15 protein-coding genes are annotated in these 17584 nt (G+C 71.9%); 11 read left to right on the top strand and 4 right to left on the bottom strand.

Going from position 1 to position 17584, the window contains the following annotated elements; all coding sequences use genetic code 11:
- Positions 1-142: 142 nt before the first annotated feature.
- The 5 genes from ACFZBT_RS03430 to ACFZBT_RS03410 all read left to right on the top strand — a co-directional run bounded on the left by ACFZBT_RS03430 (position 143) and on the right by ACFZBT_RS03410 (position 4908).
- Complete coding sequence (locus ACFZBT_RS03430) at positions 143-964, top strand: TIM barrel protein (protein ID WP_391097906.1); 822 nt, start codon at positions 143-145, stop codon at positions 962-964.
- Positions 965-989: 25 nt separating this feature from the next.
- On the top strand, positions 990-1907 hold the full coding sequence (locus ACFZBT_RS03425; protein ID WP_391097905.1) for a 2-hydroxy-3-oxopropionate reductase: 918 nt from the start codon (positions 990-992) through the stop codon (positions 1905-1907).
- A gap of 215 nt (positions 1908-2122) precedes the next feature.
- Positions 2123-3580 carry a catalase gene (locus tag ACFZBT_RS03420; protein ID WP_391097904.1) on the top strand — a complete coding sequence of 486 codons (1458 nt, stop codon included), beginning with the start codon at positions 2123-2125 and terminating at the stop codon, positions 3578-3580.
- Between the two features lie 309 nt (positions 3581-3889).
- The gene (locus ACFZBT_RS03415; protein WP_391097903.1) at positions 3890-4126 is read left to right on the top strand and encodes a hypothetical protein; all 237 of its coding nucleotides are present in this window, start codon (positions 3890-3892) and stop codon (positions 4124-4126) included.
- Positions 4127-4284: 158 nt separating this feature from the next.
- The gene (locus tag ACFZBT_RS03410; protein WP_391097902.1) at positions 4285-4908 is read left to right on the top strand and encodes a TIGR04222 domain-containing membrane protein; all 624 of its coding nucleotides are present in this window, start codon (positions 4285-4287) and stop codon (positions 4906-4908) included.
- Positions 4909-4989: 81 nt separating this feature from the next.
- On the opposite strand, the gene gcl is transcribed toward ACFZBT_RS03410, so the two are convergent.
- Entirely contained in the window at positions 4990-6774 is a 1785-nt protein-coding gene (gcl, locus tag ACFZBT_RS03405) for a glyoxylate carboligase (protein ID WP_391097901.1), read from the bottom strand.
- 209 nt (positions 6775-6983) lie between these two features.
- Between gcl and ACFZBT_RS03400 the strand changes: the two genes are divergently transcribed.
- Entirely contained in the window at positions 6984-7751 is a 768-nt protein-coding gene (locus ACFZBT_RS03400) for a hypothetical protein (protein ID WP_391097900.1), read from the top strand.
- A gap of 15 nt (positions 7752-7766) precedes the next feature.
- On the opposite strand, the gene ACFZBT_RS03395 is transcribed toward ACFZBT_RS03400, so the two are convergent.
- Positions 7767-8648, bottom strand: coding sequence for an NAD(P)-binding domain-containing protein (locus ACFZBT_RS03395; protein ID WP_391097899.1), 882 nt, complete (start codon positions 8646-8648; stop codon positions 7767-7769).
- 49 nt (positions 8649-8697) lie between these two features.
- Between ACFZBT_RS03395 and ACFZBT_RS03390 the strand changes: the two genes are divergently transcribed.
- The 3 genes from ACFZBT_RS03390 to ACFZBT_RS03380 all read left to right on the top strand — a co-directional run bounded on the left by ACFZBT_RS03390 (position 8698) and on the right by ACFZBT_RS03380 (position 10222).
- Positions 8698-9105 (top strand): MerR family transcriptional regulator, encoded by a 408-nt coding sequence (locus ACFZBT_RS03390; RefSeq protein WP_391097898.1) that lies wholly within the window; start codon positions 8698-8700, stop codon positions 9103-9105.
- A 36-nt stretch (positions 9106-9141) separates the two neighbouring features.
- Positions 9142-9648, top strand: a complete 507-nt coding sequence (locus ACFZBT_RS03385) for a GNAT family N-acetyltransferase (protein WP_391098851.1) — start codon at positions 9142-9144, stop codon at positions 9646-9648.
- 61 nt (positions 9649-9709) lie between these two features.
- On the top strand, positions 9710-10222 hold the full coding sequence (locus tag ACFZBT_RS03380; RefSeq protein WP_391097897.1) for a GNAT family N-acetyltransferase: 513 nt from the start codon (positions 9710-9712) through the stop codon (positions 10220-10222).
- Here the strand turns inward: ACFZBT_RS03380 and ACFZBT_RS03375 are convergent.
- Positions 10135-11733, bottom strand: a complete 1599-nt coding sequence (locus ACFZBT_RS03375; RefSeq protein ID WP_391097896.1) for an AMP-binding protein — start codon at positions 11731-11733, stop codon at positions 10135-10137. The genes ACFZBT_RS03380 and ACFZBT_RS03375 overlap by 88 nt on opposite strands.
- Positions 11730-13400: an AMP-binding protein gene (locus ACFZBT_RS03370; protein WP_391097895.1), complete on the bottom strand. Its 1671-nt coding sequence runs from the start codon at positions 13398-13400 to the stop codon at positions 11730-11732. Before ACFZBT_RS03370 ends, ACFZBT_RS03375 begins: the two co-directional genes overlap by 4 nt.
- 125 nt (positions 13401-13525) lie before the next feature.
- On the opposite strand from ACFZBT_RS03370, the gene ACFZBT_RS03365 reads away from it, so the two are divergent.
- Together ACFZBT_RS03365 and ACFZBT_RS03360 are read left to right on the top strand one after the other, a co-directional pair.
- The gene (locus tag ACFZBT_RS03365) at positions 13526-14371 is read left to right on the top strand and encodes a LuxR C-terminal-related transcriptional regulator (protein ID WP_391097894.1); all 846 of its coding nucleotides are present in this window, start codon (positions 13526-13528) and stop codon (positions 14369-14371) included.
- 204 nt (positions 14372-14575) lie between these two features.
- The gene (locus ACFZBT_RS03360; RefSeq protein WP_391097893.1) at positions 14576-17428 is read left to right on the top strand and encodes an AAA family ATPase; all 2853 of its coding nucleotides are present in this window, start codon (positions 14576-14578) and stop codon (positions 17426-17428) included.
- Positions 17429-17584 lie beyond the last annotated feature (156 nt).

Raw genomic sequence — 17584 nt, 5'->3', positions numbered from 1 at the left:
GCGCGGGACGGACTTTCCGGCAGCCCCTCTTGACAGCCCTCGCACGCCACAGGCAATCTTCCATTAAGCAGAAACATGATTCCGCAATACGGAATACCTTCTGGAAGATACGTCGGAAGACAAGGAAGGGAGCGCCGACCCGATGGGATTCGCAGACCAGCGCTTCAACGTCAACCTGTCGATCCTCTTCACGGAGCTCCCCCTCCTGGAGCGCCCCGCTGCCGCCGCCGCGGCCGGCTTCACCGCGGTCGAGCTGTGGTGGCCCTGGGTCGACTCGCCCGTCCCGGAGCGATCCGAGCTCGACGCCCTGAAGCGGGCGATCGAGGACGCGGGCGTCCGGCTCACCGGCCTGAACTTCTACGCCGGGCGGCTCCCGGGCCCGGACCGCGGCGCCCTGTCGGTTCCCGGCGAGGAGTCGGAGCGGTTCCGCGCCAACATCGACGTGACCGCCGACTTCGCCGCCTCCCTGGGCTGCACGGCACTCAACGCCCTGTACGGAAACCGCGTCGAGGGTGTGGACCCGGCCGAGCAGGACGCGCTGGCGCTGGAGAACCTGGCCCTGGCGGCCCGGGCCGCCGAGCGGATCGGCGCGGTGCTGCTGATCGAGGCGCTGAACCGGCCCGAGTCACCGCTGTACCCGCTGGTCTCCGCCCCGGCGGCCGTGGACGTCGTCGACAAGGTCAACGAGGCGACCGGCCTCGGCAACGCGCGGTTCCTGATGGACCTCTACCACCTGTCCATGAACGGCGAGGACCTCCCGTCGGTGATCGAGCGGTTCGCCGCGAAGACCGGTCACGTCCAGGTCGCCGACAACCCCGGCCGCGGCGTCCCCGGGACGGGCTCGCTGCCCCTCGAAGACCTCCTCGACCAGCTGCGGAAGGCGGGCTACGACGGCTGGGTCGGGCTTGAGTACAAGCCGGGCGACCGCCCGAGCGCCGAGGCCTTCGACTGGCTGCCCCGCTGACCCCCGCACCGAAAGGCATCCCGAAATGAGCAACACACTCGCAGCTTCCTCCCGCCCGACCCACCCGGCGATCGCCTGGATCGGCCTCGGCATCATGGGCTCCCCCATGTCCGAGAACCTGATCAAGGCGGGTTACCAGGTCACCGGCTTCACTCTGGAGCAGGACAAGCTCGACCGTCTCGCGGCGGCGGGCGGCACCGCCGCACCCTCCATCGCCGAGGCCGTCAAGGACGCCGACGTCGTCATCACGATGGTCCCGGCCTCCCCCCAGGTCGAGGCCATCGCCTACGGCCCGGACGGCATCCTGGAGAACGCGAAGTCCGGCGCCCTGCTGATCGACATGTCCTCGATCACGCCGCAGACCTCGATCGACCTGGCGAAGGCCGCGAAGGACAAGGGCATCCGGGTCCTGGACGCCCCCGTCTCCGGCGGTGAGGCCGGCGCCATCGAGGCCGTGCTGTCCATCATGGTCGGCGGCGAGCAGAGCGACTTCGACACCGCGAAGCCGATCCTCGACGCGCTCGGCAAGACCATCGTGCTGTGCGGCCCGCACGGCTCCGGCCAGACCGTGAAGGCCGCGAACCAGCTGATCGTCGCCGTGAACATCCAGGCGTGCGCCGAGGCCGTGGTCTTCCTGGAGAAGTCCGGCGTGGACCTGAAGGCGGCCCTGGACGTCCTGAACGGCGGACTCGCCGGCTCGACCGTGCTGACCCGCAAGAAGGACAACTTCCTCGGCCGGGACTTCAAGCCGGGCTTCCGTATCGACCTGCACCACAAGGACATGGGCATCGTCACGGACGCCGCCCGCACCGTCGGCGCGGCCCTGCCCGTCGGCGCCGTGGTCGCCCAGCTGGTCGCGAGCCTGCGCGCACAGGGCGACGGCGGCCTGGACCACTCGGCGCTGCTGCGGGCCGTGGAGCGGCTGTCCGGCGCCCAGGTCTGATCCCCGTAACCCTGTAACCCCGTGACCCCTTGGGGTCCCCCCTGCCCCGGGCGGCGCCGCCGCTGACACCAGTCCTGTCGCGCCCAAAGCGGCGGCGCCGCCCGGTCCAGCCGTACCCACCACTTCAACAAACTGTTGACGCTCGGCTCACCCCGACCCTAGGCTCCACGAAGCGGAAACATTTTTCCGCTGCTCTCTCGTATCGGAAGGTCACGATGTCGCAGCGCGTGCTCACCGCCGAGTCCGGCGCCCCCGTCGCCGACAACCAGAACTCCGCCACCGCCGGCGCCGGCGGCCCTCTCCTGCTCCAGGACCAGCATCTGCTGGAGAAGCTGGCGCGCTTCAACCGCGAGCGCATCCCGGAGCGGGTGGTGCACGCCCGTGGCTCGGGTGCCTACGGCCACTTCGAAGTGACCGACGACGTCACGGAGTTCACGTACGCCGACTTCCTGAGCACCGTCGGCCGGCGCACCGAGGTGTTCGTGCGCTTCTCCACCGTGGCCGACTCGCTCGGCGGCGCGGACGCGGTGCGCGACCCGCGCGGCTTCGCGGTCAAGTTCTATACGGAGGAGGGCAATTACGACCTCGTCGGGAACAACACCCCGGTGTTCTTCATCAAGGACCCGATCAAGTTCCCCGACTTCATCCACTCGCAGAAGCGCGACCCCTTCACGGGCCGTCAGGAGCCCGACAACGTCTGGGACTTCTGGGCGCACTCCCCCGAGGCGACGCACCAGGTGACCTGGCTGATGGGCGACCGCGGCATCCCTGCCTCGTACCGGCACATGAACGGCTACGGCTCGCACACCTACCAGTGGACGAACAGCGCGGGCGAGGCCTTCTTCGTCAAGTACCACTTCAAGACCAACCAGGGCGTCCGCTCCCTCAGCGCCGAGCAGGCCGCCGAGACCGTCGGCAGGGACGCGAACTCCCACCAGACCGACCTGCTCCAGGCCATCGAGCGGGGCGTGCGCCCGTCCTGGACCCTCTACGTCCAGCTCATGCCGGCGGCCGAGGCGGACGGCTACCGCTTCAACCCGTTCGACGTGACCAAGGTCTGGCCGCACCAGGACTACCCGCTGCGGCGCGTGGGCCGGCTGGTGCTGGACCGCAACCCGGACAACGTCTTCGCCGAGGTCGAGCAGGCCGCGTTCTCCCCGAACAACTTCGTGCCGGGCATCGGCCCCTCCCCCGACAAGATGCTCCAGGGCCGCCTGTTCGCCTACGCGGACGCCCACCGCTACCGTCTGGGCGTCAATCACACCCAGCTGGCCGTGAACGCCCCGAAGGCGACGACCGCGCGGAACTACGGCCGCGACGGCCTCATGGCGACCAACTCCCAGGGCCGCGGAGCGAAGAACTACGAGCCGAACTCCTACGACGGCCCGGCCGAGACCGGCCGCCCGCTGTCGGCCCCGCTCGCGGTGAACGGCCACACGGGCACCCACCCGGCGCCGCAGCACACCAAGGACGACGACTTCTTCCAGGCCGGCGAGCTGTACCGGCTGCTGTCCGCCGAGGAGAAGTCCCGGCTGATCGCGAACATCGCCGGGGGCCTGTCCCAGGTCTCCCGCGACGACGTGATCGAGAAGAACCTCGCGCACTTCCACGCCGCCGACCCCGAGTACGGGCGGCGCGTGGAGGAGGCCGTCCGCGCCCTGCGCGAGGACTGAACTCCCTGACCGCGTCCGACCGCGCGGAGCGACCCGGATGAGGGGTGGTCGCCCCGGGCACGGACGCGGGCAGGGTGTGGACCGCGGCGGCTGCGAGCCAGTGCGGTGGTGAAGGACCGGGAGCGGCTTCTCGACCCGAGGGAAGACCGTTCCGGGCTCCGTCGCACCGCCGCGGTCCCAGCAGGCACCCGCATCACCCCTCCAGACCCCGTCCGGCGGCGCGAATGTCCTGTCGCGCCCAGCCTCGCGCCGTCGGGCGGGCAGCCCCTTCGGGGTGCGGAACAGGTGCGTCCGCAGGAGCCTGAAGGCATGGCACCTCCCACCGAGCATCCGCATGTCGTGGTCCACTCCCCCGCCCTGGACGGATCCCGCCGGGTCACCCTGGGCGAGGAACCCCTGGGCGTCGCCACCCACGCCGACGACGTCGCCGAGATCCTGCGGCTGGCCGACCTGTACGTCACCGATGTCGCCGAGAGCGACCTCGTCGAATGGCAGGGCGGCGGCCCGGACGACTGGCCGGGGCTCTCGGAGCATCACGAGGCGTGAACACGCCTACGGCAGTGGTCGTAGGCCCCGTACGGCATCCTCAAATGAACCTCTGAACCCGGCCCCGGGGGCTTCAACCGCCCCCGGGGCCGGGCACATTCTCGTCACGCGGGGCCCGCCGGCACGGGGGCGGCGGACCCCGTCACGGGGGTGAAGCCATGCGCGACGGTACGGCGGTCCGGCTGGAGCCGCACGAGATCGCACTGCTGGGGGAGGGCCCACGGGCCGCCGTCACCGTCGCCGTGGTGGAGCTGTATCTGCGGGGGCTGGTGGAGGCGGACCGGCCGGGGACGGTGCGGAAGGGCATCGCGGACGTCGTGTCCGCGGAGCGGCCGCCGTCCCCCTTGGCGCAGGCGGTGCACACGTCCCTGCGCGAGCCCGCCGGCCTGCGGACGCTGGTGAAGGACCCGGACATCCGCATCGCGCTGGCGCTGATGCGGATCCCTCTCGCGGGGGCGGGTCTGCTGCGCTACCCGTTGCTCGGACCGACGCGCGCCGCCCGCCGAAAGGTGCGGGAGCTGCGGCGGAGTCATCCGCTGCCCGCGAGCCGGCACGGCCTGACCGACGGCGAGAGGCTGCTGGCCGTCGCACTGCACGGCGAGCCCGCCCTGCACCTGCTGGTGCCGCGCTTCGCCCTGCGGGCGGGGCTGGTGCGCCGTGCCGAGGTGGGCGGCAAGAGCCTCCTCAAGAACTCACCGCGAGGCAGGGGCGGCGGTGGCGGGGGCTACCACTACTGCGGTGGGGGTGGCGGCGGGGGCGGATGCGGAGGCGGCGGGAGCTGACCTCGTGCGTGAGTGACATGCGTAAGGGGCGGCCCGTCCCCACGGACGGACCGCCCCTCTGCTCCTACGTTCCCCCGCGCGTCAGACCTTCAGCGTCTTGATCGAGGTCGGCGCGTGCCCGGGCTCGGTCGCGATCTCCTCGAACTCCACGACGTTGCCGATGTCGTTGGTCGTCGACATGGAGATGTTGGTGACCCGCTCCAGGATCGCCTCGACGACGACCGGGAGCCGGTACTCCGCGGCGAGCTTCTTGGCCTGCTCGAAGGCCGCGCCCAGCTCGGCGGGGTCGGTGACGCGGATCGCCTTGCAGCCGAGGCCCTCGGCGACCCTGACATGGTCGACGCCGTAGACGCCGAGCTCCGGGGCGTTGATGTTCTCGAATTCCAGGTTGACCTGGAAGTCGATGTCGAACGCCCGCTGCGCCTGCCGGATCAGCCCCAGGTAGGAGTTGTTGACGAGGACATGGACGTACGGGATCTTGTGCTGCGCGCCGACGGCCAGTTCCTCCAGCATGAACTGGAAGTCGTAGTCACCGGAGAGCGCGACGACGGACGCCTCCGGGTCGGCCTTGGCGACGCCGAGCGCGGCCGGGACGGTCCAGCCGAGCGGGCCGGCCTGGCCGCAGTTGATCCAGTGGCGGGGCCGGTAGACGTGCAGCATCTGGGCGCCGGCGATCTGCGAGAGGCCGATGGTGGAGACATAGCGGGTCTCCGGGCCGAAGGCCTTGTTCATCTCCTCGTAGACGCGCTGCGGCTTGATCGGGATGTCGTCGAAGTGCGTACGCCGCTGGAGCGTGGCCTTCCTCTCCTGGGCGGAGGCGGCCCAGTCGGTGCGGTCGGGCAGCTTGCCGTCCGCCTTCAGCTCCCTCGTCACCTCGACGAACAGCTCCAGCGCGGCCTTCGCGTCGGAGGCGATGCCGTAGTCCGGGGCGAAGATCTTGCCGATCTGGGTGGGCTCGATGTCGACGTGGACGAACTTCCGCCCCGCCGTGTAGACGTCGAGCTTGCCGGTGTGGCGGTTGGCCCAGCGGTTGCCGATGCCGAGGACGAAGTCGGACTCCAGGAAGGTCGCGTTGCCGTAGCGGTGCGAGGTCTGGAGGCCGACCATGCCGGCGTTCAGCTCGTGGTCGTCGGGGAGGACACCCCAGCCCATGAGAGTCGGGACGACCGGGGTGCCGGTCAACTCGGCGAACTCGACGAGCAGTTCCGCAGCGTCGGCGTTGATGACACCGCCGCCGGCGACGATCAGCGGCCGCTCGGACTCGTTGAGGAGCGTGATCGCCTTCTCGATCTGGGCGCGGGTGGCGGCCGGCTTGTAGACCGGGAGCGGCTCGTACGTCTCCGGGTCGAACTCGATCTCCGCGAGCTGGACGTCGATCGGCAGGTCGATGAGGACCGGCCCGGGCCGGGCGGAGCGCATCAGGTGGAAGGCCTGCTGGAAGACGCCGGGGACCTGCGCGGCCTCCAGGACGGTCACGGCCATCTTCGTGACCGGCTTGGCGATCGAGGCGATGTCGACAGCCTGGAAGTCCTCCTTGTGGATCACGGCGGTCGGGGCCTGGCCGGTGATGCACAGGATCGGGATGGAGTCGCCGGTCGCGGAGTACAGGCCCGTGATCATGTCGGTGCCGGCCGGGCCCGAGGTGCCGATGCAGACGCCGATGTTGCCCGGGTGGGTGCGGGTGTAGCCCTCGGCCATGTGCGAGGCGCCCTCGACGTGCCGGGCGAGGGTGTGGGCGATGCCGCCGGAGGCCTTGAGGGCCGCGTAGAAGGGGTTGATCGCCGCGCCCGGGACACCGAACGCGTCGGTCACGCCCTCGCGCTTGAGGATCTCAACTGCCGCGCGGGCAGCGGTCATTCGAGCCATCGAGTACTCCTGCTTCGGCTGTCGGATTCGCACTCCCCGTCGCGCCCCGCGGTGAGCTCTTCCGTATTGTGGAAAACTTCTTCTACGATCTGGAATTAATGTAAGTGGGGTCGCCGAAGGCCGTCAAGAGATGGCAAGGGGCGGACAGGCGGGGGCCCGAAGGAGCACGATGGGTCCGCTGTCCCGACGCGAGCCGGTTCTGGAGTGACATGGCCGAGACCGTCCCGGTGCGCTGCCCGGCCTGCCACCGCGAGCACCGCTACACGGCTCCGGCGTACCCCTGCGTGTGCGGCGCGCCGGTCGGCCCGCCCCTGGACCGGCACCGGGCGGCGGCACCCGTCTCGCATCGCGCCTGGCAGGACGACTGGGTGACGGTGCGCTGCGCCTCCTGCGGGCGGAGCGGGGAGTGGCCGCGCCCGGAGCTGGGGTGTGCGTGCGGGACGGTGCTGCGGGTGCCGGTCGCGGAGGGGCGGGGGCCGGCCGACCCGGACGACGGGACGGACCGGGCCGCCCGGCCGCGGTCCGCGCCGGACTCACGCGACGCCGCGGCCGCCACCGCCATCGCGGGCGCCGCTGCCGCCAGGCCGCCCTTCCGGTCCGTCACCATCCGTACCGCGCGCGACGCCGTCACGGCCGCCGCGCTGTATCTGCGCTGGCTCGGATACCGGGACGTACGCCGGGCGGACCAGCGCCCCCCGTCGGGCATCGGCCTCGCGGCCCGCGGCGTCCTCGCGCAGGTCGACCCGGCCGTGCGCCCCGCGACGCTGCGGGACGTGGAGTGCCTGTGGCTGACGGCCATGGCGGAGTCCGCCGACTGCCTCTACTTCTCCCTCACCGGCTACGCGGACGACGCCCGGGCCCGCGCCGACGCCCTGGCCGTCCCCCTGTTCGTCCTCGACCTCACGGGCACACCGCGCCCGGTGAACGCCCCGGCCGATGCGCTGGCCACCGGCGGCACCGGGGACCGGGCACCCTGACCACTCCGGGGCCGGTCAGTCGCCGCGCGGCTTGGCGAACTCCTCGATCAGCACGGGATACTGCTCCCCACCGTGTCCGGCGGCGATCGAGCGGTCGGCCATCGCCTTGATCAGCTTGGGCAGTTCGGCGTTGACACCCACCGCCTCGCTCTCCTCGATCAGGTGCGCCATGGCCCGCGCGTCCGTCTCCAGCGCGGAGATCTCGGCCGGGAAGGAGCCGCTGTCGATCTGCTGGGCGTATCCCGGCAGCCATTCGGCCACGACGGCGGCGATTCGCTGCGCGAACGGCGCGTACCGCGCGGCGTCGACACCCGCGGTCCTGAGCAGGGCGGTGCCCTGGAGCCAGGCGTTCAGGACGCTCCACATCATGGCCAGGCCGGCCACGTCGTACAGCGACGCCAGGCCGTGGTCGGCACCGACGTGGGTGACGGTGCCGAGCGCGCCGAGTGTCGACTTGTGTGCGTCGAAGTCCGCATGCGGCCCGCTGTGCAGAATGATCGCCTCGGCCGTGCCGATCGCCGGCGGGACGGCCATGATGGCGCCGTCCAGGTAGCGGGCGCCACGCTGCTCGGCCCAGCGAGCTGTCTCCCGGGCCTGGGCCGAGTCGCCCGAGGTCAGGTTGATCAACGTCCTGCCGTCGAGGTCGGCGTCGCCCGCGCCCAACAGCTCCCGTACGGCCTGGTAGTCGGTGACGCAGATGATCGTCAGGGAGCCCGCGCGGAGCGCGTCACCGACTGTCGGCGCGAGCCGTGCGCCTTCGCCCACGAGGTGGTCGGACTTGGACGCCGTACGGTTCCACACGGTTGTGGGATGACCGGCTTTCAGAAACGCGCCGGCAAGGGCCTGGCCCATCAGCCCGAGTCCGATGATTGTCACGGGTGTGTCCGTTGTGTTCATGGCAGCATCGTCAACGTTGATACCGGTGTGAAGGTCAAGCGAGGTTTCGATGCGTATCGGGGAACTGAGTCGCCGGACGGGCGTGAACGCCCATCAGTTGCGCTACTACGAGGCCCAGGGCCTGCTGGAGGCGGACCGCGGCGCCAACGGATATCGCGAGTACGGTGAGAACGCCCTGCTGCGGGTGAAGCAGATACGCCATTTACTCGGCGCCGGATTGTCGTCGGAGGACATCGCGTACCTGCTGCCCTGTGCGGTCGGAGAAGCTCCGGAGCTGCTCGGATGTCCCGAACTGCTGGCCGCGATGCGGTCACGCCTACGGCGACTGGACGACCAGATGGCCACGCTCGCCCGCTCCCGGGACGCTCTCGCCGACTACATCGACGCGGCGGAGCGCACGGGAGACGAGGTCTACCCGCCCTTCGACGATGCCGATCCGGAGCCCGTGCCCGCCTGAGGAGTTGGTGAACCCATGGCTTCGAGGTCTGCCGGCATCCGCGTCCGCCCCGCGACCGCCGCCGAACTCCCCGCCCTCCAGGACATCGAACGCGCCGCCGGCGTCCCCTTCCGCGACCTCGGCATGCCGGAGATCGCCGACGACGAGCCGCCGGGGCTCGACGTACTGGAGTGCTACCGCCGGGCCGGCCGCTGCTGGGTCGCGGTGGACGAACGGGACCAGCCGGTGGCGTATCTGCTCGCCGAGCCCGTGGACGGCGCGCTGCACATCGAGCAGGTCTCGGTCCACCCGCGTGCGGCGCGCCGTGGCGTGGGCCGGGACCTCCTGGCCCACGCCGCCGGCCACGCCCGAGAGCAGGGCCTGACCGCCCTGACCCTGACCACCTTCGCCGACGTCCCATGGAACGCCCCCTACTACTCCCGCCTCGGCTTCCATACCCTGCCCGAGCCGGACCTCACCCCCGGCCTGCGCACCATCCGCGCGACGGAGGCCGAACACGGCCTGGACCGCTGGCCGCGGGTGTGCATGCGCGCGCCGTTGTGAGCCGACCGGCCCGCGCACAGTCCGGGTGCGGGCCGGTGGATGCCCTGCCACGATGCGTCCCATGGGCGACATCGAACCCGGCTCGCTCGCGCTGCGCCGTGCCGAGCGCGCCGACTGGACCGCACTGGCCGAGGCGGACCCGATCGCGGCAGCGGGTGATCCGGCGCGCCGCGCGAGCATCCGGCGCTGGTGCGAGCAGGGCCGGGCCCTGCTCGCCGAGCACACGCACGGGCCCGTGGGCTACGGCGTGCTGGAGTACACCTTCTTCGAGCAGGGCTTCCTCACCCTGCTGACGGTCGCGCCCGGCGCGCGCAGGCAGGGAGTGGCCGCGCGGCTCCTCACCGCAGTCGAAGCCGCGTGCACCACTCCCAAACTGTTCACTTCGACCAACGTCTCCAACCGGCCCATGCGGCACCTGCTGCTGAAGGCCGGCTGGCAACCCGCCGGGCTGGTCCACGGCCTGGACGAGGGCGACCCCGAGCTCTTCTACCTCTGCCCCTCCGAGAACCTCTCCCGCAGCTCCACCTTGCGTACCTTCCCCGACACCGTCATCGGGAAGGAGTCGAGGACCTGAAGCCTGCTCGGGATCTTGTAGTGGGCCAGCTGCCCCTCGCAGAAGGCCCGTACGTCCTCCAGTGTCGGTGGCGCGGCCGGGTCGCGGGGGATGACGCAGGCCAGGACCTCCTCGCCGTAGTGGTCGTGCGGGACGCCCACGACCTGGACGTCCTGGATGCCGGGGTGGGCGTAGAGGAACTCCTCGATCTCTCGGGGGTAGATGTTCTCCCCGCCCCGGATGATCATGTCCTTGATGCGGCCGACGATCTCGACGTAGCCGTCCTCCCGCATCACGGCCAGGTCGCCGGTGTGCATCCAGCGGCCGGCGTCGATGGCATCGGCGGTCTTCTCCGGCTCGTTCCAGTAGCCGAGCATCACGCTGTAGCCCCGGGTGCACAACTCGCCCGCCGTGCCCCGGGGTTGTGTCACGCCCGTCGCGGGATCGACGACCTTGACCTCGATGTGCGGCAGCACCCGGCCGACGGTGCCCGTGCGGTGCTCGAGGTCGTCGTCCCTGCGGGTCTGGAGGGACACCGGGGAGGTCTCGGTCATGCCGTAGCAGATGGAGACCTCCGCCATGTGCATCTCGGCGACCACCCGCTTCATCACCTCCACCGGGCAGGGCGAGCCCGCCATGATGCCGGTGCGCAGGGAGGAGAGGTCGTACGCCGCGAAGCCGGGGAGGTTGAGCTCCGCGATGAACATGGTCGGGACGCCGTAGAGCGAGGTGCAGCGCTCCTGCTGGACCGCGTCCAGCGTGGCCTTCGGGTCGAAGGAAGGCGCGGGGATGACGATGCACGCGCCGTGCGAGGTGGCGGCCAGATTGCCCATCACCATGCCGAAGCAGTGGTAGAAGGGAACGGGGACACACACCCGGTCCTGCTCGGTGTAGGCGATCGACTCGCCCACGAAGTACCCGTTGTTGAGGATGTTGTGGTGCGAGAGGGTCGCGCCCTTGGGGAAGCCCGTCGTACCCGACGTGTACTGGATGTTGATCGGGTCGTCGCAGGACAGCTCCGGGTACCGGGACCGGGCGTCCGGCGCTGCCCGGCCCAGCAGTTCATCCCAGCTCGGGTCGCCGATGTACACGACCTCGCGCAACTCGGCGCACCTGTCCCGTACTTGCCCGACCATCGCCCGGTAGTCGCTCGCCTTGTGGCTGACGGAGGCGAACAGCAGTGACACACCGGCCTGGTTGAGGACGTACTCCACCTCGTGGGTGCGGTAGGCCGGGTTGATGTTCACCATGATCGCGCCGATGCGGGCCGTGGCGTACTGGACGAGCACCCACTCCGGGCAGTTGACCGCCCAGATGCCCACACGATCGCCCTTGGCGACACCGGAGGCATGCAGCGCGGACGCCAGCTCGTCCACGGCGGCCCCGAACTGCGCGTATGTCCAGCGCCTCCCGGACGGGACGTCGACCAGCGCCTCGCGCTCCGGCCAGGCGGCCACCGCCCGGTCCAGGTTGGCCCCGATGGTGTCGCCGAGCAGGGCCGTCCCACCTGTTCCATGGCTGTATGACGTCACCGGAAGTCCTCCTCACGGTATTCGGCGTCCGACCCGGCCGCCGTGGCCTCGCGCAGCTCGATGCGGCGAATCTTGCCGGAGACGGTCTTGGGCAGGGCGCCGAACTCCAGGCGGCGGATGCGCTTGTAGGGGGCCAGGACCTCCCGGGAGTGCTCGAACAGCACCTTCGCGGTGTCGGGGCCGGGCTCCCAGCCGTCCGCGAGGACGACGTACGCCTTCGGCACGGCGAGCCGCAGGTCGTCCGGGGCGGGTACGACCGCCGCCTCCGCCACCGCCTCGTGCTCCAGCAGCGCGCTCTCCAGCTCGAAGGGCGAGATCTTGTAGTCACTCGCCTTGAACACGTCGTCCGCGCGGCCGACGTAGGTGATGTAGCCGTCCTCGTCGCGGGCGCCGATGTCGCCGGTGCGGTAGTAGCCGCCGGCCATCGACTCCGCCGTCCGGTCCGCGTCGCCGTGGTAGCCGGTCATCAGGCCGACGGGGCGGTCGGAGAGGTCGAGGGCGATCTCCCCCTCGCTCGCGCCCGGCGCGCCCGAGACGGGGTCCAGCAATTCGACGCGGTAACCGGGGCTCGGCCGGCCCATCGAGCCGGTCTGGAGGCGCTGGCCGGGGCTGTTGGCGACCTGTACGGCCGTCTCGGTCTGGCCGAAGCCGTCCCGGATGGTGACGCCCCAGGACCGGCGGACCTGCTCGATGACCTCCGGGTTGAGCGGCTCCCCGGCGGCGACGACCTCGCGCGGGCGGGTGCGCAGCTGCGTCAGGTCGGCCTGGATGAGCATGCGCCAGACGGTCGGCGGGGCGCAGAAGGTGGTGACGCCGGCCCGGTCCATCTCCGCCATGAGACGGGCCGCGTCGAAGCGCGTGTAGTTGTAGAGGAAGACGGTCGCCTCGGCGTTCCAGGGGGCGAAGAGGTTGGACCAGGCGTGCTTGGCCCAGCCCGGGGAGGAGATGTTCAGATGCACGTCGCCGGGCTTGAGGCCGATCCAGTACATCGTCGACAGGTGCCCGATCGGGTACGACGTGTGGGTGTGCTCGACGAGCTTGGGCCGGGCGGTGGTGCCCGAGGTGAAGTAGAGCATCAGCGGGTCGTCGGACCGGGTCGGGGCGTCGGGGGTGAAGTCGGCGGGGGCGCCGTACGCGTCGTCCAGCGGCAGCCAGCCCTCGGGGGCTGCACCGGCCGCGACGCGCGTGTAGTCGCCGGGGACCTCGGCGAACTTTCCGGTGTCCTCCGGGCGCGCGATGACATGCCGGACCCGGCCGCGGTCGACCCGGTCGCGCAGGTCGGCGGGGCCGAGCAGCGGGGTGGCCGGGATGACCACCGCCCGCAGCTTCATCGCGGCGAGCGCGGTGATCCACAGTTCGGCCTGGTTGCCGAGCATGACGAGGATCCGGTCCTCGGCGCGCACGCCCCGGGCGCGCAGCCAGTTGGCGAACCGCGCCGAGCGCACGGACATCTCTTCGAAGGACAGCCGGGTCTCGCGGCCGTCCTCCTCGACGATGTGCAGGGCGGTGCGGGCGTTGCCGTGAGCGATCTCGTCGAACCAGTCGAGCGCCCAGTTGAAGTACTCGGGACGGGGCCAGCGGAAGCCGTCGTAGGCCGTGGGGTAGTCCTCGCGGTGTTCCAGCAGGAAGTCCCGCGCCTCGCGGAACAACTCCGTCGCCGATGTCATCTGTCCTCCTGAGTACCGGACCATTGCCGGGCGGCTCCGAACCATCGTGTAATCCGTGATGCAGGTCTCACTACCCCCGAACGGGGGGTGCGCCCGCACAGGAGCCGTAGTGAAGGGGCGAACAGGTGACAGCAGACGCGTCCGACACGGTCGAGATACGGAACGCGCTGCTGCGTCTGCGGCGCGCCACCGGCCTCCCGGTCGCCTTCGGCGGCCTGCTGGAGGCCGGGCAGCGGATGCGCATCAGCGAGCTGAGCGGCACGGCGACGGACGCCCTGCGCTCCCTCGCGGTGACGTCCGGGAACGGGCTGGGCGGCAAGACGGTGGTCCTCGCCCGGCCGTGCGTGGTGACGGACTACTCGGTGTCGCGGCAGATCAGCCACGAGTACGACGCCCCGGTGGCCGTGGAGGGACTGCGCTCGGTGCTGGCCGTGCCGGTGGTCGTACGGCACGGGGTGCGCGGGGTGCTGTACGGGGCGCTGCGGACAGCCCTGCCGATGGGCGGGCGGATGCTGGACGCGGCCGTCGAGGCGGCGCGGGACGTGGAGCGGGCCCTGGTCGTACGGGACGAGGCGCGGACGCTCGCTGCCGGGGGCGGGCCGGGCGCCGGGGGCGGGGCGGGCGCCGGGGGCGGGGCGGGCGCCGGGTGGGAGCAGGTACGGGAGGCGCACGCGGCGCTGCGGGCCATGGCCCCGAAGATCGCGGACCCGCAGCTGCGGGACGAGCTGCTGGAGGCGTGTGCGCTGCTGACGGCCGGGGCGGCCTCGCCGGCCCGGGTGCGGCTAACGCCGCGTGAGGTGGACGTGCTGGCGTGTGTGGCCGCCGGGGCCACCAACGCGGTCGCCGCCGGGCGGCTGGGACTGACGCCCGAGACCGTCAAGGGGTATCTGCGGTCGGCCATGCGGAAGCTACGGGCCCGGACGCGGGGTGAGGCCGTGGTCGCCGCGCGCCGGGCGGGATGGTTGCCGTAGGTTTGTGATGCTTTCGGATAGGCCGGTTTGTTCGATATGCCGAAGAGTTCCCGACCGGGCGCCCACGGCGTCCGCCGCCGCATTCGAGGGTCCGGTGAATTCGCCCGGCGGTGTCGGTTGTTATTTGGCTCACCACGCCGTCCGTCCGAAATGGAAAGAGCTGTTGCCTAATATTGGCCAGGACACGACACAGGGAGGGGAGCGGTGACCGTGCCACGGGACTTCCAGGAGCCTCCCAGGAGCCGCCCCGACCTGGTCATCGGCAGGGAGGATCTGTTCGCGTCGGCGCGTGAACAGCTCAACCGCGGCGGCAGTGTGCTGCTCCACGGCCCGGCCGGAATAGGAAAGTCGACGATCCTGCGGGCGCTGGCCGCGGATTACGGCGGCTCGGCCCGGACCGTGTTGCGCTGCTCGGCCACCGAGTCCGAATCCCACCTGCCGTTCCTGGCGCTGGCCGACCTGTTCGGCCTGGTCCTGGACGAGGTCTCGGGACAGCTGCCCGCCGCCCAGCGCACCGCCCTGGAGTCGGCGCTCACCGGCCGCGGCGAGTCCACCCTCCAGCGCGACGGGCTGGCGCTGCGCCTCGCCGTGCTGTCGGCGTTGCGTGCCCTCGCCGCGAAGGGCCCGGTGCTGGTCGTCGCCGACGATCTGCAGTGGCTGGACGCCGCCAGTGCCGAGCTGCTCGGTTTCGCCGCCCGCCGGCTGGGCGACACGCCCGTGCAGATGCTGTGCGCCGTGCGGACCGAGGGCCAGGAGTACGACCGCCATCTACGCGCGTCTCCGCCCGACACGCTCGCCGTCCGGCTGGGCCCGCTGTCCCGTACGCAGGTCTCGACGCTGCTCGACCACCGCGGCTACGCCCCGCTGTCCCGCTCCACGGTCCGCGACATCCACCGCACCAGCGCCGGCAACCCGCTCTTCGCGCTGGAACTGGGCCGCGCCCTGGCCGAGAGCCCCACCCGGCCCCGGCCCGGTGAGCCGCTGCCCGTGCCGACCTCGCTGCGGGCCCTGGTGCTGAGCCGTCTTGAGATGCTGTCGGACGAGGCGCGCCGCACCCTCCTGGTGGCCAGTGCCGGTGCGCGGCCCACGCTGGCGCTGCTGCACGCGGCGGGCCGGGAGCACGCCGAGGCCGAGACGGCCCAGGCGGCGGCGCTCGGGCTGCTGGCGACCGAGGCGGAGGGTCCCGCCGTACGGTTCGCGCATCCGCTGATCTCGGCCGCGCTGTACGCGGAGGCCCCGGCGCAGGAGCGGCGGGCCGTGCACGCCGCGCTGTCCACGGCGGCCTCCGACCCGATCGAGCGGGCCCGGCACCTGGCCCTGGCGACCACCGGCACCGACCCGGAGGTGGCGGCCCGGCTCGCCGAGGCCGCCGCGCTGGCCCTGGACCGCGGGGCGCCGTCGGTGGCCGCCTCGCTCGGGCTGCTCGCGGCCCGGCACACCCCGGCGGACAGCGTCCCGGGCCCGGACGAGCGGCGCCTTCAGGCCGCGGAGGACGCGATCACCGCGGGCGAGGCCGATCTCGCCCGGGACATCGCCCGCGACGTACTGACGCGTGCCACCGTGCCCGCCGAGCGGGTGCGGGCCTGGATGGTGGTCATCGAGGCGGCCGGGCAGGCGCTCGGCGAGGTCGACGCGGTCTTCCCGCAGGTCCTGGCCGACGCGGGCGACGACCCCGGGCTGCTCGCCCTGGTCCACTACCAGCTGGCCTGGCGCGGCCTGGTCGTGGAGGGCGACTTCGCCGAGGCCCGGCAGGAGGCCGAGCACGCGGCGGAGCTGGCCGCCCGGGGCGGGGACCGGCGCACCGAGCTGATGGCGCTGTCCTTCCAGGCCTCCACCGAGACGCTGATGGGCCATCCGGGCGCGCCCGCGACCGTGAAGCGGGCGCTGCGGGAACCCCAGGACCCGTATGTGGCCTGTCATCACAACGGTGCCGGCTCGGCCCGGTTCCGCTGGCTGATCATGAGTGACCGGCTGCCCGAGGCGCGGGCGGTGATCACCGCGCTGCTGCGTGAGGTGCGGCGACGCGGCATGGTCGAGAGCGAGGTGCACTTCCTGCGCTTCCTCGCCGACACGGAGCTGCGCACCGGGCACTGCGGCCGGGCCCTGGACCTGGCCCGCGAGAGCCTGCGCCTCGCCCGGGACGCCGGGATCGGCGAGGGCGCCTCGGCGATGCTCGCCTCCCTCGCGGAGGCCTCCGCCGGGGACGTGGACCGGGCGCTGGCGCTCGCACGTGAGGCGGCCGACCACGCCGAGGTCGACGGCGACCAGATGTATCTGTCCCGGGCCCTGGCGGCCCTGGGCTATGCCCAGTTGGTGGCCGGGGACCCGGCGGCCGCGGTCCGTTCGCTGCGCCGGGTGCGGGAGCTGGAGCAGGGCCTCGGCATCAACGACCCGGCGCGCGGCCGCTGGCACGGCGACCTCGCCGAGGCACTGGTCCGCATCGGCGAACCGGGCGAGGCCCAGGACGTCATCGACACGACCCGCGCGCACGCGCTGCGGCTGGGCCGGGAGAGCGTACTGGCCGTGCTGGACCGGGCCGAGGCGCTGGTGCGGGCGGCACGCGGCGAACACGAGGCCGCCCTCGTCCGGTTGGCGTCCGTGCGGGACCGGCTCGGCAGGCTGGGCTACGGCCTGGAGGAAGCGCGGGCGGCCTTCGCGCTGGCCCGGCTGCGCGCCCAGGTCGCCGCCCTGCCCCGCACCGGCGGTGCTCCCCTGCCGGGGCCGGCGTCGTACGACGAGGCCGCCCGGCTGTTCCGCCGCTGCCGTGCGCTGCCCTGGCTGCGGCAGGTCGACGCGGCCGTCGCGGGCGGGTCCGCGGCGGTGGAGCCTGACTCCGTGGGTCCGCCCGTGGCGCTGGACGCGCTGGAGGGCCTGGCCTCGATGGAGCGTCAGGTCGCCTCGCTCGTGATGGAGGGGGCGACCAACCGGGAGATCGCGGCGCGCCTGTTCATCAGTGTCAAGACCGTCGAGGCGACACTGACCCGGGTCTACCGGAAGCTGGGGATCCGTTCGCGGGTGGACATCGTCCGGCTGGCCGCGGGACGCCGCACCAACTGAGCCCCATCTGGGTTTACTTGACCCGACCGAGGGTTTTCCCTGCCCAACTCCCTTAGGGGGTTCCCTCATTGGGAGCCCCCTCGTCCGGGCTCTAACTTTGGGGCGTGCCGCTCGCCGGGCACACGGAGATCCGAACAACGGCGTCAGGGTCCCCGT

Source organism: Streptomyces sp. NPDC008137 (assembly GCF_042957035.1).
Lineage (GTDB): Bacteria > Actinomycetota > Actinomycetes > Streptomycetales > Streptomycetaceae > Streptomyces.
This window is presented reverse-complemented; position numbering and strand designations above follow the sequence as displayed.

Bases quoted from the DNA above. Each gene is read 5' to 3' on its own strand.
- ACFZBT_RS03430 (WP_391097906.1), top strand. From the start codon at position 143: ATGGGATTCGCAGACCAGCGCTTCAACGTCAACCTGTCGATCCTCTTC.
- ACFZBT_RS03425 (WP_391097905.1), top strand. From the start codon at position 990: ATGAGCAACACACTCGCAGCTTCCTCCCGCCCGACCCACCCGGCGATC.
- ACFZBT_RS03420 (WP_391097904.1), top strand. From the start codon at position 2,123: ATGTCGCAGCGCGTGCTCACCGCCGAGTCCGGCGCCCCCGTCGCCGAC.
- ACFZBT_RS03415 (WP_391097903.1), top strand. From the start codon at position 3,890: ATGGCACCTCCCACCGAGCATCCGCATGTCGTGGTCCACTCCCCCGCC.
- ACFZBT_RS03410 (WP_391097902.1), top strand. From the start codon at position 4,285: ATGCGCGACGGTACGGCGGTCCGGCTGGAGCCGCACGAGATCGCACTG.
- gcl (WP_391097901.1), bottom strand. From the start codon at position 6,774: ATGGCTCGAATGACCGCTGCCCGCGCGGCAGTTGAGATCCTCAAGCGC.
- ACFZBT_RS03400 (WP_391097900.1), top strand. From the start codon at position 6,984: ATGGCCGAGACCGTCCCGGTGCGCTGCCCGGCCTGCCACCGCGAGCAC.
- ACFZBT_RS03395 (WP_391097899.1), bottom strand. From the start codon at position 8,648: ATGAACACAACGGACACACCCGTGACAATCATCGGACTCGGGCTGATG.
- ACFZBT_RS03390 (WP_391097898.1), top strand. From the start codon at position 8,698: ATGCGTATCGGGGAACTGAGTCGCCGGACGGGCGTGAACGCCCATCAG.
- ACFZBT_RS03380 (WP_391097897.1), top strand. From the start codon at position 9,710: ATGGGCGACATCGAACCCGGCTCGCTCGCGCTGCGCCGTGCCGAGCGC.
- ACFZBT_RS03370 (WP_391097895.1), bottom strand. From the start codon at position 13,400: ATGACATCGGCGACGGAGTTGTTCCGCGAGGCGCGGGACTTCCTGCTG.